Origin of the sequence: Actinopolymorpha alba DSM 45243 (assembly GCF_000373925.1) — a bacterium.
GTDB lineage: Bacteria > Actinomycetota > Actinomycetes > Propionibacteriales > Actinopolymorphaceae > Actinopolymorpha > Actinopolymorpha alba.
Genome location: NZ_KB892750.1, coordinates 67,059 through 80,251 on the forward strand (window position 1 = coordinate 67,059; position 13,193 = coordinate 80,251).

At 67.0% G+C, this 13,193-nt stretch carries 13 protein-coding genes and 1 pseudogene; 1 reads left to right on the plus strand and 13 read right to left on the minus strand.

Features of this window, described 5'->3' with window-relative positions; all coding sequences use genetic code 11:
- Positions 1-31 precede the first annotated feature (31 nt).
- From B141_RS52810 to modA, 3 genes and pseudogenes are all read right to left on the minus strand, one after another.
- Positions 32-454, minus strand: a pseudogene (locus tag B141_RS52810) (ABC transporter ATP-binding protein); the annotation flags it as partial.
- Between the two features lie 149 nt (positions 455-603).
- Entirely contained in the window at positions 604-1,404 is an 801-nt protein-coding gene (modB, locus tag B141_RS0114740) for a molybdate ABC transporter permease subunit (protein WP_020575943.1), read from the minus strand.
- Positions 1,401-2,210, minus strand: a complete 810-nt coding sequence (modA, locus tag B141_RS0114745; protein ID WP_020575944.1) for a molybdate ABC transporter substrate-binding protein — start codon at positions 2,208-2,210, stop codon at positions 1,401-1,403. The genes modB and modA overlap by 4 nt, the downstream gene beginning before the upstream one ends.
- 172 nt (positions 2,211-2,382) lie before the next feature.
- Between modA and B141_RS40720 the strand changes: the two genes are divergently transcribed.
- Entirely contained in the window at positions 2,383-2,631 is a 249-nt protein-coding gene (locus tag B141_RS40720) for a hypothetical protein (protein WP_020575945.1), read from the plus strand.
- Positions 2,632-2,657: 26 nt separating this feature from the next.
- Here B141_RS40720 and mscL read toward each other — a convergent pair whose 3' ends face one another.
- The 10 genes from mscL to B141_RS0114800 all read right to left on the minus strand — a co-directional run bounded on the left by mscL (position 2,658) and on the right by B141_RS0114800 (position 12,709).
- On the minus strand, positions 2,658-3,080 hold the full coding sequence (mscL, locus tag B141_RS0114755) for a large conductance mechanosensitive channel protein MscL (protein WP_020575946.1): 423 nt from the start codon (positions 3,078-3,080) through the stop codon (positions 2,658-2,660).
- A 74-nt stretch (positions 3,081-3,154) separates the two neighbouring features.
- The gene (locus B141_RS0114760; RefSeq protein ID WP_020575947.1) at positions 3,155-3,877 is read right to left on the minus strand and encodes an SAF domain-containing protein; all 723 of its coding nucleotides are present in this window, start codon (positions 3,875-3,877) and stop codon (positions 3,155-3,157) included.
- Positions 3,878-3,884: 7 nt separating this feature from the next.
- On the minus strand, positions 3,885-4,718 hold the full coding sequence (locus B141_RS0114765) for an S-methyl-5'-thioadenosine phosphorylase (protein WP_051114076.1): 834 nt from the start codon (positions 4,716-4,718) through the stop codon (positions 3,885-3,887).
- Between the two features lie 134 nt (positions 4,719-4,852).
- Complete coding sequence (locus B141_RS0114770; protein WP_020575949.1) at positions 4,853-5,200, minus strand: FmdB family zinc ribbon protein; 348 nt, start codon at positions 5,198-5,200, stop codon at positions 4,853-4,855.
- A gap of 228 nt (positions 5,201-5,428) precedes the next feature.
- Complete coding sequence (locus B141_RS0114775; RefSeq protein ID WP_020575950.1) at positions 5,429-5,965, minus strand: PsbP-related protein; 537 nt, start codon at positions 5,963-5,965, stop codon at positions 5,429-5,431.
- Positions 5,962-7,083 carry an ABC transporter ATP-binding protein gene (locus B141_RS0114780; RefSeq protein ID WP_020575951.1) on the minus strand — a complete coding sequence of 374 codons (1,122 nt, stop codon included), beginning with the start codon at positions 7,081-7,083 and terminating at the stop codon, positions 5,962-5,964. Before B141_RS0114780 ends, B141_RS0114775 begins: the two co-directional genes overlap by 4 nt.
- Before the next feature lie 8 nt (positions 7,084-7,091).
- On the minus strand, positions 7,092-8,258 hold the full coding sequence (locus tag B141_RS0114785; RefSeq protein WP_020575952.1) for an ABC transporter ATP-binding protein: 1,167 nt from the start codon (positions 8,256-8,258) through the stop codon (positions 7,092-7,094).
- 49 nt (positions 8,259-8,307) lie between these two features.
- Positions 8,308-9,426, minus strand: coding sequence for an ABC transporter permease (locus B141_RS0114790; protein WP_020575953.1), 1,119 nt, complete (start codon positions 9,424-9,426; stop codon positions 8,308-8,310).
- A gap of 13 nt (positions 9,427-9,439) precedes the next feature.
- Positions 9,440-10,456 carry an ABC transporter permease gene (locus B141_RS0114795; protein WP_020575954.1) on the minus strand — a complete coding sequence of 339 codons (1,017 nt, stop codon included), beginning with the start codon at positions 10,454-10,456 and terminating at the stop codon, positions 9,440-9,442.
- Between the two features lie 102 nt (positions 10,457-10,558).
- Positions 10,559-12,709 (minus strand): ABC transporter substrate-binding protein, encoded by a 2,151-nt coding sequence (locus B141_RS0114800; RefSeq protein ID WP_020575955.1) that lies wholly within the window; start codon positions 12,707-12,709, stop codon positions 10,559-10,561.
- Positions 12,710-13,193: the final 484 nt, after the last annotated feature.

Below are 13,193 nucleotides of genomic sequence, written 5' to 3' on the forward strand. Positions count from 1 at the left end.
GGGTCGCGGCGTCCAGAGCGGCGAGTGGTTCGTCGAGCAGCAGCAGTCGGGGTTCGACGGCGAGCGCCCGAGCGAGCGCCACCCGCTGGGCCTGCCCGCCGGAGAGTTGGCCCGGCTTCGCGCTCGCCAGGTCCCCGAGGCCGACGCGGCGCAGCCATTCCTGGGCGAGGGTCCGTGCCTGACGCTTCGCCACGCCGTGTGCCCGCGGGCCGAACGCGACGTTCTCCAAAGCCGAGAGGTGCGGGAACAGCAGGTAGTCCTGGAACACCACACCGACCGGGCGTTGCTCCGGACGCAGGCGGACCCGTGCGGCCGGGTCGTCGAGAGTCTCGCCGTCGAGGTGTACGACGCCCGCGCTGAGCGGCTCCAGACCGGCGAGAGCACGCAGGGCGGTCGACTTGCCCGCGCCGTTCGGGCCGATCAGCGCCACCACCTCGCCCGGCCGGGCCGTCAGCTGGATGTCGAGGACGAACCCCGGCCGCTCGACCCGAAGCGCCGCGTCCAGACTCAGCGACCGCCCGCCCTTCTGGATCGTTCGCTCGCCCTGCTGGACAGTTCGTTCGCTTCGCTCGCTGTGTTGAGCGGTTCCCTCGCTTCGCTCGCTCATGCGGTCGGCACCCACCGATGGCGGAGCGCCACGAGGACGCCGACGGAGACCGCGAGCAGCAGCAGGCTCAGGACGATGGCGGCGTCGGGGCTGGTCTCCAGCGCGACGTACACCGCGAGCGGCATCGTCTGGGTGGTGCCCGGGAAGTTGCCGGCGAACGTGATCGTCGCGCCGAACTCCCCGAGCGCCCGCGCCCAGGCGAGCACCGCGCCGGCCGCGACCCCCGGAGCGACCAGCGGCAGGGTCACCCGGCGGAACGTCAGCCAGCTCGAGGCGCCGAGCGTCGCCGCGGCCTCGTCGTACCTCCGGTCGGCCCCGCGCAGCGCACCCTCGACGCTGAGGACCAGGAACGGCATCGCGACGAACGACTCCGCGAGCACGACCGCCGTCGTGCTGAACGGCAGGGAGATGCCGAACCACTGGTCCAGCCACTGGCCCACCAACCCGCGTCGCCCCAGCACGAGGAGGAGCGCGACGCCTCCGACCACGGGAGGCAGCACCAGCGGAACGGTGACCAGCGCCCTGATCAACGCCCGGCCCGGAATCTCACTCCGCGCGAGCGCCCAGGCCAGCGGGACACCGAAGGCGACGGACACCAGAGTGGCGAGGGTCGCGCAGAGGAGGGAAAGGCGGAGCGCCTCCCACACGCCCGGCTCGTGCAGGTGGGTGATCAGGCTGCCCCACGGCGCCCGCACCAGGAGGCCGAGCAGCGGGATGACGAGGAACGCGATGCCGAACAGCGCCGGAATGCCAAGAACGACCGGGATCCGGGTCGAGAAGGGACGCGATCGGGTCACGGTACGTCGAAACCGGCGGCGCTGAGTGCCCGCCTGCCGGCCTCGGAGCGTACGTAGGCGACGAAGGCCTTGGCGGCACTGGGGTTTGGCGCGTTCGCGAGGACAGCGATGGGGTAGTCGTTGATCGCCTGGGCGGACTCCGGGAAGCTGATGCCGGTGACCGCGTTGCCGGCGGCCCGCACGTCTGTCCGGTAGACAAGGCCGGCGTCGACCTCGCCCGTGCGTACGGCCGTCAAGACGGCCTTGACGTCGTTGCCGTAGGTGTCGGGTTTGGCGCTGATGTCTGCCGCCGAGAACGCCTTGGTCGCGGCGGCGCCGCAGGGCACCTGGGGTGCGCAGACGGCGATCCGGAGTTCGGTCCGGCCGAAGTCCGCGAGGCCGGTGACCTTGCCCGGGTTTCCGCGGGGTACGGCGATCTGCAGGTGGTTACGGGCGAACACCGACGACGACCGGGCCGCCCGCGCGTCGACCACCTGGCGCATCGTCTCAGGACTGGCGGCGGCGAAGATGTCGGCTGGTGCGCCGTTGGTGATCTGGCTGGCGAGGGCGGAACTGGCGCCGAAGCTCGTCCGCACCGTCGTGCCGGGGTGGGCCCGCTCGAACTCGTCCGCGAGTACGCCGAACGATTCGGTGAGCGACGCGGCCGCCAGCACCGTGACTGTCCCACTGATCCTGGGGGAGGGGGACGCTGCTCGGGAGGCCGGCTCGGTCGAGCCGGGGCTCCCGCTGCCGGCTGAGCCGCAGCCGGTGAGTGCGAGGGCGAGCATGCCGAGGAAGATCAGGGGACGAACCAGCCGACGGCGCATTCGTCGATCGTAGACGTGCCGGGAACCCGACGGTAGCCGCCCGCCGGCGTACCTCCACCACTCCGGCCCACCTCCACCACACCAGCCCTCTCCACCACACCAGCCCCGGTCCACCCACGCCGACCCGACTCCACCTCGCCCGCTTGCACGGAGGCGAGGCATCATCGACGGCATGGAATCCAAGCAGCCAGGCGGGAAGCCGAACGAGCACGAGCGGCCGGACGTCGACCGTGACCCGCCGGCGGGCGGCGCGCCCGACCAAGCCCGGCACGAGGCACGGCGGACTGACCAGCGGGCAGACCGGATCGGATCGCTGTTGCCCGAACGCGCCGCCGAGGACGAGCCCGAACGCTGGGGCGACCGTGCCGAGGACTCCGACGCGTGGTACCTGAACGAGATGCCGCCGCACCACGGCAGCTGACGGCCGCGCGGCCATCCCTTGACCTCTCAGGTGGGCCGATCGCTTGAGGTGGGGCGGTCGCTGCGGGCGAGGAGGTCGCGGATGTCCCGGAGAAGGACGACGTCCTCCGTGGGCGGAGTGGGCTCGGGGTCCTCGATCACCTGTCCGCGCCGGCGGAGCTCCATGAGCTTGTTGATGGGCACCACCACCAGGAAGTAGACCGCCGCCGCGATGATGACGAAGTTGAGAACGGCGTCGAGGATCAGCCCGATGCTGAAGTGGGCGTTGTTGATCGTGAAGCGTCCGACGCCGGTGAGGTCGGGCTTGCCGAAGATCGCCGCGATGAGTGGGTTGATGAATCCGTCGAGGACGGCCGTGACGATCTTGCCGAACGCGGCTCCGATGACCACCGCCACGGCCAGGTCGACGACGTTGCCGCGCATGAGGAACTGCTTGAACCCTTGGATCACGCTGGTCCCCTCTCGGAGGCGGCGGGTGCCGACCCCGTCCGAATTTAGCTGAATGCGTAGTTTGCCAAAGGCAGCTAATCGCTGGGACGCAGGACCAACGACAGCCGCGATGTCACCGTGGCCCGTGCGAGGTCGGCCGCCACGGTCGCCGGGACCGCCACGACGACCAGCCCACCGTCGCCGGAGGCGCCGTCACCGCTGATGGACCCGAGCTCGTCGAGGTCTGGCAGACCGCCGGCCGCCGCGTCTGACGGCTCGTGCCGGCCGGGCAGGGAGACGACCTCGACGGCGCGGGCGATGAGTTCGGCCGGCCGCGATGCCGTCTCGACTCCCGTATGTGCGGCCAGGACGTCGATCCGGTCACCTACCCGCACCATTCCGACGGTCTCCGCGTCCGCGATGCGTACGGGCGCGGCCACCAGATCGTCGGGGGTGTCCTTGCCCTCAGACAAGTGGGCCAGCAGCGATGGCGAGAGCATCCGCGCGTCGGTGAGAGGTTCGCCGGCTCGCACCGGCCCCGCCAGAGTCCGGGTCGCCAACGGGTCCCCGGGACGCAGCACCCCCCTCGGCACGACGTCCCGGGGAAGGGCGACCTGGCGTACGTCTGATCTGGTCAAGGCGGCTCCGCCCGGAAGATCGCGGGCGGCGGCGAGAACCAGAACCGTCGGCGCCGGGTTGGGTTGGAGGAGGTGAAGACCCACCGCGACGCTGGCCGCGGCGAGGGCGGCGGCGAGTAGCCGGCGATGCCACGACACCGCCCGCATCAGATCACGCGAGAGCCCGCGCCAGGTGCTCATGACCGGCTCACTCCGGCAACTCGAACGGCAACGGAAGTCCGTCAAGTGCTGAGGTGCAGGGGCAGGAACGCTCGACCGGCAGGGCGGGCACGGCCGCGTACAGCAGCTCACGCAGCCGCTCGACGTGGCGCGCGAAGATCGCGAAGACCTCCGCCTGGGTCACCCCCTCACCCTGGGCCACGCCCGCGTCGAGGTCGGTGACCAGGGCGATCGAGGTGTAACACAGACCAAGCTCCCGAGCGAGGATGGCCTCGGGATGGCCGGTCATGTTGACCAACGTCCACCCCTGCTCGGCGTACCACCGCGATTCCGCCCGCGTGGAGAACCTCGGGCCCTCGACCACCACCATCGTGCCGCTATCCACCGGTGGCCAGCCGGCGGCGCGGGCGGTCTGGAGGACCACCTTGCGCCCGTCGGGGCAGTAGGGGTCGGCGAAGCTCACGTGGACAGCGCCGAGGTCGTAGAAGTTTTGCACCCGCCCCGACGTACGGTCGACCAGCTGATCAGGAACCACCAGGCTGCCAGGCCCCAGATCGGCGTGCAGTGACCCGACGGCGCAGGGCGCGAGCACCTGCCGGACGCCCAGCGAGCGCAACGCCCAGAGGTTGGCGCGGTAGTTGATGCGATGAGGCGGATGCTGGTGGTCGCGCCCGTGGCGTGGGACGAACGCGACCTGGCGGCCGGCGACGGTGCCCACGACCAGCGGGTCGGACGGATCACCGTAGGGCGTCGAGACCGGGACCTCGGTGGCGTCCTCGAGGAACGCATAGAGGCCGGAGCCGCCGATCACACCGATCTCGGCACGTGTGGGTTGGGAGCGGGACGGTGGCGATTGGGTCATGCCGAGAGATTAGAGAAGACCGCGTACCCTCGCCCGCGTTGTCCACAGAGACAGCCGAATCGCGGCCTGTGGATGAAACCAGCCGTTCGCGAGGCCGCTGTCGCCTAGGTTGACCCGCTACGACGCCTTGACCTTCAGGCGGCGGACTCGGTCTTGGGCTTGGGCTTGCTCGAGGTGGTCGACGAACCCGATCCGCTGTCCTTGCTCGCGCTGCTCGAAGCCTTGCCCGAGTCAGTGCTCGAGTCCTTGCTGGAGCCAGACGAGCTCTCGGACTTGCTCGAGGAGCTGGAGCTGCCGTTGGAGCCGCTGCGGCTGTCGTTGCGGTAGAAGCCCGAACCCTTGAACACCACGCCCACGGCGCTGAACACCTTGCGCAGATGACCCTGGCAGCTCGGGCACTGGGTCAGCGGGTCATCGGTGAACTTCTGGACGACCTCGAGTTGCTCATCGCAGTCGACGCAGGCGTACTGATAAGTCGGCACGGCCCCTCCATGTCAGCGTCACCGCCTCACGAGACGGCGGAAACCCAGGACAGGTTAGCACTCCACTCGTGGGACTGCTAAGTCTTCGCCCCCGGACTGATCGCCTGCCCGCCGCCCGCTGCGTTTGCGTCGGGGGCACCCTCGTACGGCTCTATTGGACCAGGGGTCCCCCGACCCAACACTGGACAAGGGGTCCCCCGACCCAACGCGCCGGCAGGCGGCGATTCGTCAGCCGAACGCTTGCAGGTCCCGGTCGGTCGCGAACCACAGCGCTTCGGGAATCTCGAACGTCGCGAACGAGTAGTTGCCCATCGGGAGCCAGTACGCGTACTCCTGCGGCGTGGAGCCCTGCCAGACCAGCACGATCCGCCACGTGTCGACGTACAACGTCCAGACGCGGCGCTTCCGGGTAACCCCGCCCTCGTCGAAGGTGTAGATCCGCTCGAGCTTCACGAGATTGCCGAGCAGGTCGTCCTTCCTGGCCTCCACCTCGCAGTTGGCGAGCTGCTCCAGCCCGGCCTCGGTGCCCTCCCGGAGGGTGTCGAGGTCCTCGGCCACCACCTGGTCGTCCAGCTTGCTGACCCAGACCGCGAAGTATGTCTGGGGATCGTCTGCCTCGGGGGAGAACATCACCCCTTCGAGATCCTCGGCAAGGTCAAACTGCTGCCAGTCAGAAGGAAACCGGAACGAGAAGCGTCCGAGGGAGTCCTGGTAGGTGCTCACCCCGGTGAACCGGGGCCGTCCTTCGCGGGTGGTGGTGCTCATTTCGTTGCCTCCTGCGCTGAAGCTGTCGACGCCGCGGAGTCCTGCCCTCCGGGCTGCGGTGCCGCCGCCGATTGCGGTGTGGCCGCCAGCGTCGCCGAGACCTCGCTCAGGCGGCTCGCGCCCTTGAGCTGGAGCTCGTCGGAGAAGTGGCAGGCGGCCAGGTGGTTGTCGCCGATGTCGCGCAGCGGTGGAGCCTCCTGCTTGCAGATATCCTGCGCGTACGGGCAGCGGGTGTGGAAGTAGCAACCGCTCGGCGGGTTGGCCGGGCTGGGTACGTCGCCCATCAGCAGCGTCGGCCGGGTGCGCTTGCGCGGGTCGGGCGTCGGAAGCGAGGAGAGCAACGCTTCCGTGTAAGGCATCTTCGGGCTGTAGAAGAGCTGGTCCGTGGTGCCGACCTCGACTACCTGGCCGACGTACATCACCGCGACCCGGTCGGCGATGTGCTCGACGACGCTCAGGTCGTGGGAGATGAAGAGGTACGTCAGGTCGAAGCGGTCCTGAAGGTCCTCGAGCAGGTTGAGCACCTGCGCCTGCACGGAGACGTCCAGCGCGGACACCGGCTCGTCACAGACGATCAGCTTCGGGTTGAGGGCGAGCGCCCGGGCGATACCGATGCGCTGCCGCTGTCCACCACTGAACGCGTGCGGATAACGGCTGGCGTGCTCGGGGCGTAGACCGACGACCGTGAGCAGCTCGGCGATCCGGTCCCTCAACGCCCGCCCGCTCAACGTGTTGTTGATGATCATCGGCTCGGCGATGATCCGGCCGACGGTCATCCGTGAGTCCAGCGAGGAGAACGGATCCTGGAAGATGATCTGCATCTCCGGCCGGATCCGCCTGAGCACCTTGGCGCTCGCTGTCTCGACGTTGATCTTGCCGAGTTCGGAATGCTGGAAGACGACCTCACCTCCGGTGGGTTCTTCCAGCCTCAGGATGGTGCGGCCGGTCGTGCTCTTGCCGCAGCCGCTCTCGCCCACCACCGCGAAGGTCTCGCCGCGCTTGACCGAAAGGTTGACGCCATCGACGGCGCGGACATGTCCGACAGTGCGTTTGAGGAAGCCCTGCTTGATCGGGAAATACTTCTTGAGGTCAGTGACCTCGAGCAACGTGTCGTCCACGATTCCTCCTACTCGCCCGCGCCCGAGCTCGCCACCTGCGCCGGGGTGCTACCGGGGTAGAGGTGGCAACGGACGGTGTGGTCGGGCTTTCCGGCGATCGTCGTCTCCTCTGGCAGCACCGTGTCGCACAGGCCCTTCATGGCGCTTGGGCAGCGTGGGTGGAAAGGGCACCCTGAGACGCTGGAATACGGGTCGGGAACCGATCCCTTGATGACTTCCAGAGGGATTCCGCGGTTGACGCCAATGCGTGGGATCGAACGCAGAAGAGACACCGTGTAAGGGTGTTTGGGATCGTGGAAGAGGTCGTCGACCGAGGCCCGCTCGACGACCCGGCCGAGATACATGACCACGACCTCGTCGCACAACTGAGCCACGACGCCCATGCTGTGCGTGATGAACATGATCGACATGCCGAACTCCTCCTGGAGTTCACGCATGAGTTCGAGAATCTGTGCCTCGGTCGTGACGTCGAGCGCAGTGGTCGGCTCGTCGGCGATGAGGAGCGTCGGTGTGCACGAGAGCGCCATCGCGATCATCGCGCGTTGCCGCATTCCGCCACTGAGTTGGTGGGGATAGCTCTTGGCGATGCGTTCGGGGTTGGGCATGCCGACCCGGCGCAGCATCTCGACGGCCCGCTTGTGCGCTTCGGCGCGATCCGGCGTCTGGTGGAGGAGAATCGCTTCCTGAATCTGGTCGCCCACCGGGTAAACCGGATTCAGTGACGTCATCGGCTCCTGGAAGATCATCGAGATCTCCTGGCCGCGAATCTTGCGGATCCTGTCTCCGGTTGGGTCCAGGGCAGTGAGTTCGACGACCTCGCCCGCGCCTTCCACGGACCCGTTGGCGGAGTCCGGGGCGGCGGAGCCGGCGCGACCCGGTTTGGTGGCGGCCGCGCCGCCGCGCTTGCGACGTCCGGGCTTGAACAGAATGTCGCCGCTGACAATCCGACCGGGCCGTTCCACGATCCGCAGGATCGCGCGGGCCGTCACGCTCTTGCCACAACCGCTCTCGCCGACAATGCCGAGAACGCGGCCTCGGGGTACGTCGAAGCTCACGCCGTTGAGGGCGCTGACGGTTCCGAGCTGGGTGGGGAACTCCACCTGCAGATTCCGGATGCTGATGACACTGTCGCCCGCTATCTCCGCGTCAGGTGTGCTGATCGTTGCCTCGGTCATGGGGACCCCTGCCTGGTTGGTCGTTCCGGCCGTTGGTGTGGGAGGGGCATCAGCCATAGGGGTCCACCGCGTCGCGCACACCGTCACCCAGCAGCTGGTAGCAGGTCACCGCGAGGATCACCGCGAGCGCGGGGATGAGCATCCAGGGGTACTGGGTGACCACCTGGATCTTCTGTGCGTCCTGGAGAAGGACGCCCCAGCTGACCGCGGGGGGCAACATACCGATGCCCAGGAACGACAGGGACGTCTCGGCGATGATCGTGCCCGGAATCGCCAGCATGGTGACGACAACGAGGTGACTGACGGAGTTGGGGACCATGTGGGTGAGGATGATCCGTGAATGGCCGCTCCCCGCGGCTCGGGCCGCGGCGACGTAGTCGGATCCGGCGTACGCCATCACCTTGCCGCGCACCTGGCGGGCGAGGCCGGCCCAGGCGATCAGGGACAGCAGAATCGAGATGAGCAGATATCGGCGGGTCACTGACATATCTCGGGGCAGGACCGCCGCCATGGTCGCCCATAGAGGCAGTGTCGGCACCGAGAGAATGATCTCGATGACCCGCTGCACCAGATTGTCGACGATGCCGCCGAAGTAGCCGGAGATCGTGCCGATGACCGCGCCGAGAATGGTGGCGATGCCGACCCCGAAGAGTCCGATCGTCAGCGAGACCCGCGAGCCGGCGAGGGTACGGCTGAAGACGTCGCGCCCCTGGTCGTCACCACCCCAGAGGTAGAACTTCGTGCCCTTGCCGGCCGTAAGCAGGTGGGTCTTGGTGGGGATCAGTCCGAGCAACCGGTGTTCGTAACCCTGACCGAACCACTGGAGCTTGACCGCCTTGTTGCAGTCGGTGGTGTACTCCCAGGTGAAGGTCTCCTCATTGAGCTTCTGGCTCTGGCCACACAGCGCGAGCCCGCCCTTCCAGATGATCTTCGAGGGAGCGGCGTTGGCCATGTTGGAGTCGACCGCGTTCGGGTCGTTGGAGGCGAGGAACGGCGCGAAGATCGCGATGACGTACATCACGAGCAGAACGATCCCGCCACCTACGGCGAGCTTGCTCTGCTTGAACCTCCGCGCCATGAGGCGCCACTGAGGAATGTCGCCGACATCGCTGCCCTTTTCCAGCGGCGTGGCGGTCACATCGTGAGTTGGTTCCTGAACGATCGACATCAGTACGTCCCTCTCACTCCGCCGAACGCGCCCGGGGGTCGACCCAGGCCAGCGCGATATCGGCCAGCAGGTTGCCGATGACCAACAGCATGGACAGGAGCATCAGGACACTGCCCGCGAGATACATGTCCTGGTTGAGGAGTGCGTTCAGGAACAGCGGTCCGATGGTTGGCAGGTTGAGCACGATGCCGACGATCGCCTCGCCGCCGATGATGACTGGAAGCGTCGTGCCGAGCGCCATGATCAGCGGGTGGATCGCGTTACGGACCGCGTGCTTCCAGATCACCCTGCGCTCGAGCACACCCTTGGCGCGGGCCGTCTGGACGTACTGCTGGTTGAGCACGTCGAGCAGGTTGGCGCGCATGACGCGGGTGAGCCAGGCCGTGCTACTGGCCGAGATGACCAACATGGGAATCCACAGATGCTGGAGAAGGTCGACAACCTTACCGAAGCTCCACGGGGCGTCCTGGTACGGCACCGAGAACAGCCCGCCGATATCAGCGCCCATGAATCTCGCCGCCAGGACGAGCACGATGAGCGCGAGCAGGAACTCCGGAATCGCGACGCCAATGAACTGCAACAACGTGATGATGTAGTCGGGTAACGAATATCGATGGGTTGCCGAATACACACCTATGGGTACGGCGATGAGCCAGGCGAGGAGGGTCGCACCACCTGCCAGCATGACCGAGAAGCCGAGCCGGCCCCAGACGAGGTCGGCGACGGGCTGGCGGTTGGTGAACGACTGGCCGAAGTTGCCAGTGATGAAGCCACCGGAGTACTTCCCGTCCTGGAAGTCGCCGATGATCCACTTCTGGTACTTCACCAGCACCGGGTCGTTGATGCCGTAGCGCTTTTCGAGCGCGTCGATCTGGTCCTGGGAGACGTTGTTGCCGATGCTCCGCAACCGCTGGATCTCCGCGGTCAGCGCGTTACCAGGCGGTGCCTCGATGAGGACGAAGCTGACGATCGAAATGATGAACAACGTGAGAATCATGTAGAGGCATCGCCGGACAATGAACGCAAGCATCGCAGTGTCTCCCGGTCGGTCGAGCCAGCTCGCCTGGCTTTGCGAGCGGCGGGGCCGTTCGTGCGTTGGGGGGCCCGAGAGCCCCCCAACGCTGATGAACTCCTAGACCGTGTGCTGGTCGGGGTTCTCCCAGTAGAAGGTCTCCGGGTCATAAACCGCTGGCGTCGGGTGGATCCACGGGTTGGCAAAGCCTCCCAGCGCGAGGTTTTCCTTCCGCGGGATGTTCTTCAGCTCCTTCTTCGCCAGCACCACGCGTGGCGTGTTGGCGACCGTGCCCATGAAGAACGGACCATGCTCGATGTGGATCTTGATCATCTCCCAGACCAGCGCGTGCCGCTTCATCTCGTCCGGCTCGACCTTGGTCTGGTCGTAGAGCTTCCACAGCTGCTCGACTGGGCCGCCCTTCTCGGGCTCCATCCGAGGCGGAGTCCGCTTGTACGGGTCGACGTTGAGCTGCTTGCCCTCGTCGGGCGTACCGCGCACGTTGTACCACTGACCTTCGAGCGGGCAGTAACGCTCGGGCTCGATCGGCACCAGCCACTGCGGATAAACCAGGTGGTTGGGGCCGTCGCCGACCTCCCACGCGGTGTGGGACGTGAGCTTTCCGGCCTTCCAGCTGTCGGACCAACCGTCAGGTGCGACGGGGTTCTGCTTGGCGTTGATGCCAATCGCTTTCCAGTCGCGCTCGAGGTAGTTGTTCTTCTTCTTGTGCTCGTCGCTGGTGTCAGCGGGGTAGTCGAGGCGAACGGTCAGCTTCTGGCCGTTCGGGAACTCCCGCATCCCGTCGCCGTCCTTGTCGACGACGCCCAGCTCGTCGAGCAGCTTCTTGGCAGCCTCCGGGTCGTACTTGACGGCCATGTCGCGCCAGTCCTTGTAGACCTGCTTGCCCTCGTCGCTGGCGAGGTACTCCTTGGCCTTCGGGCTCAGCGTGCCGGTGGTCTGCTCACCGGTGTTGAAGTAGACCGCCTTCTGGATCTCGCTTCGGTTGACCGCCATCGACAGGGCCTTGCGGAACTTCGGCTCGCGGATGAGAGCGCGGAAGTTCTCGTCGGGGTGGTCGTAGTTGAAGAAGAAGATGGAGCCCGTGCCGGATCCACCGTCCCAGAGGACGACGTCCAGGCCCGACGTGCTTTCCGACTGCTTCATCGTCGAGATGTCGGGCAGGTCGACGGAGTAGAACGCACCGTGGACGTAGTCGAGCTTGCCCTGCGTCATCTGCAGCTTGCCGACCTGCTTGTCCTGGACGATCGACATCGTGAGGGTGTCGACGTAGGGCAGCTGGTCACCGTTGGGCATCACGCAGTAGTAAAACGGGTTGCGCTCCCAGCTGATGGTGCGCCCCTCCTTGAGGGACTTCAGCTTCCAGCCCGTCATCGTCGGGCACGCCGGCTCGCGGGAGTAGTCGACCTTACGCTCGAACAGCCCGCCCACCGCGGCCCAGTTCTTGGGCACCTTCTTGTTGTACTTCGGGTGGAACTGCTGGGCGTAGTGGCGCGGCACCATCCACTTGGGGCCGTTACCGACTGTGCCGTTGACCCACATGGCGAGGCGGTCGGCGGTCAGCGGAGCCGGCACGTCGAACTTCATGACGAGCGTGACCTCGTCAGGCGCTGTCAGCGTGGCCACCTTGCCGGTGCCGGACTTGCACTCGTCCGGGGGCACGTCGGTGTGGTCCTGGTTGAGGACGAGGTCCTCCCACCAGAACATGATGTCGGCGGTGGTCCAGGGCTCGCCGTCCGACCACTTGAGACCCTTGCGGAAGTGGAGTGTCCACTCCGAGGCGTCGTCGTTGGACTCCCAGCTCTCGACGAGTCCGGGGCCGATGTTGAGGCCGTCGTTGAGCCACCGAAGGAGCGAGTGGCCGTAGCTGTACTCCTTGTTGGAAGCAGCGATCGCGCCACCTGTCGCGACATCGCTGATCATCATGAGGTTGCCGCCGAACTTACCCGGCTTCACCCACTTGTGCGGGATGACGTAGGGGTTCTCGGGAAGGCGCTGCTCGATCGCCGGGAGCGACCCTGCCTTCACCTGCTCAGCCAGCATCGGAGACTCGTTGAACTTGGCCGGCTTGGTGAGCGGCTTGGTCTCCGAACCCTTGGGCGCGTCGCTCGGGCCGCCGCCGGGCTTCTTGGTGCTGCCTGGAGACGTCGGCGACTGTTCATTGCTGGAGCAGGCTCCGAGCATCACAGCGCCGGCGGTGGCGGCGGACGTGTAGAGAAAAGTCCGCCGTTTGAGTGTCGCCTTTTCACTCATCGATGTCTTGCCCTTTCCATCAACGGGCTTGGAGCTGCCATCAAGTACTCCCGGACGTCGCCGGCGAGTGCGAGGTGGGCGTGGACCCGACGGGGGACGCCCGTGGCAGGTCGTAACCCCACAGCTCCGAGTGAACTGGCACCACGCGACCCCACCGCGGAGACGAGTTGGACGCCCCGGTCACGTTGGTGCGGATACTTCGTCGCGCCGGGAGTGGCGACGACGCGGATAGACGGTGTCGCGACGCCGCAGCGGCCACGCGGGGTGGCTGGCCGCGAAGCCGGCGCCGTGACGGGTGTCATGCCCGGCTCACGAACGTAAGCGAGGTGCGACCCCGGAGCGATGCCCGTGGCTGGCGAGAAATGGCAAGGCTTCGCCCGAGAGCGCTCCTCCAGAGGCCCCGGCGGGTGGCTTGCGCTTGAATCGTCATCGTTTTGCGACCGTCTCGTTACCTGTTTCGGGCACCGTCATGCCGGGCCTCCGA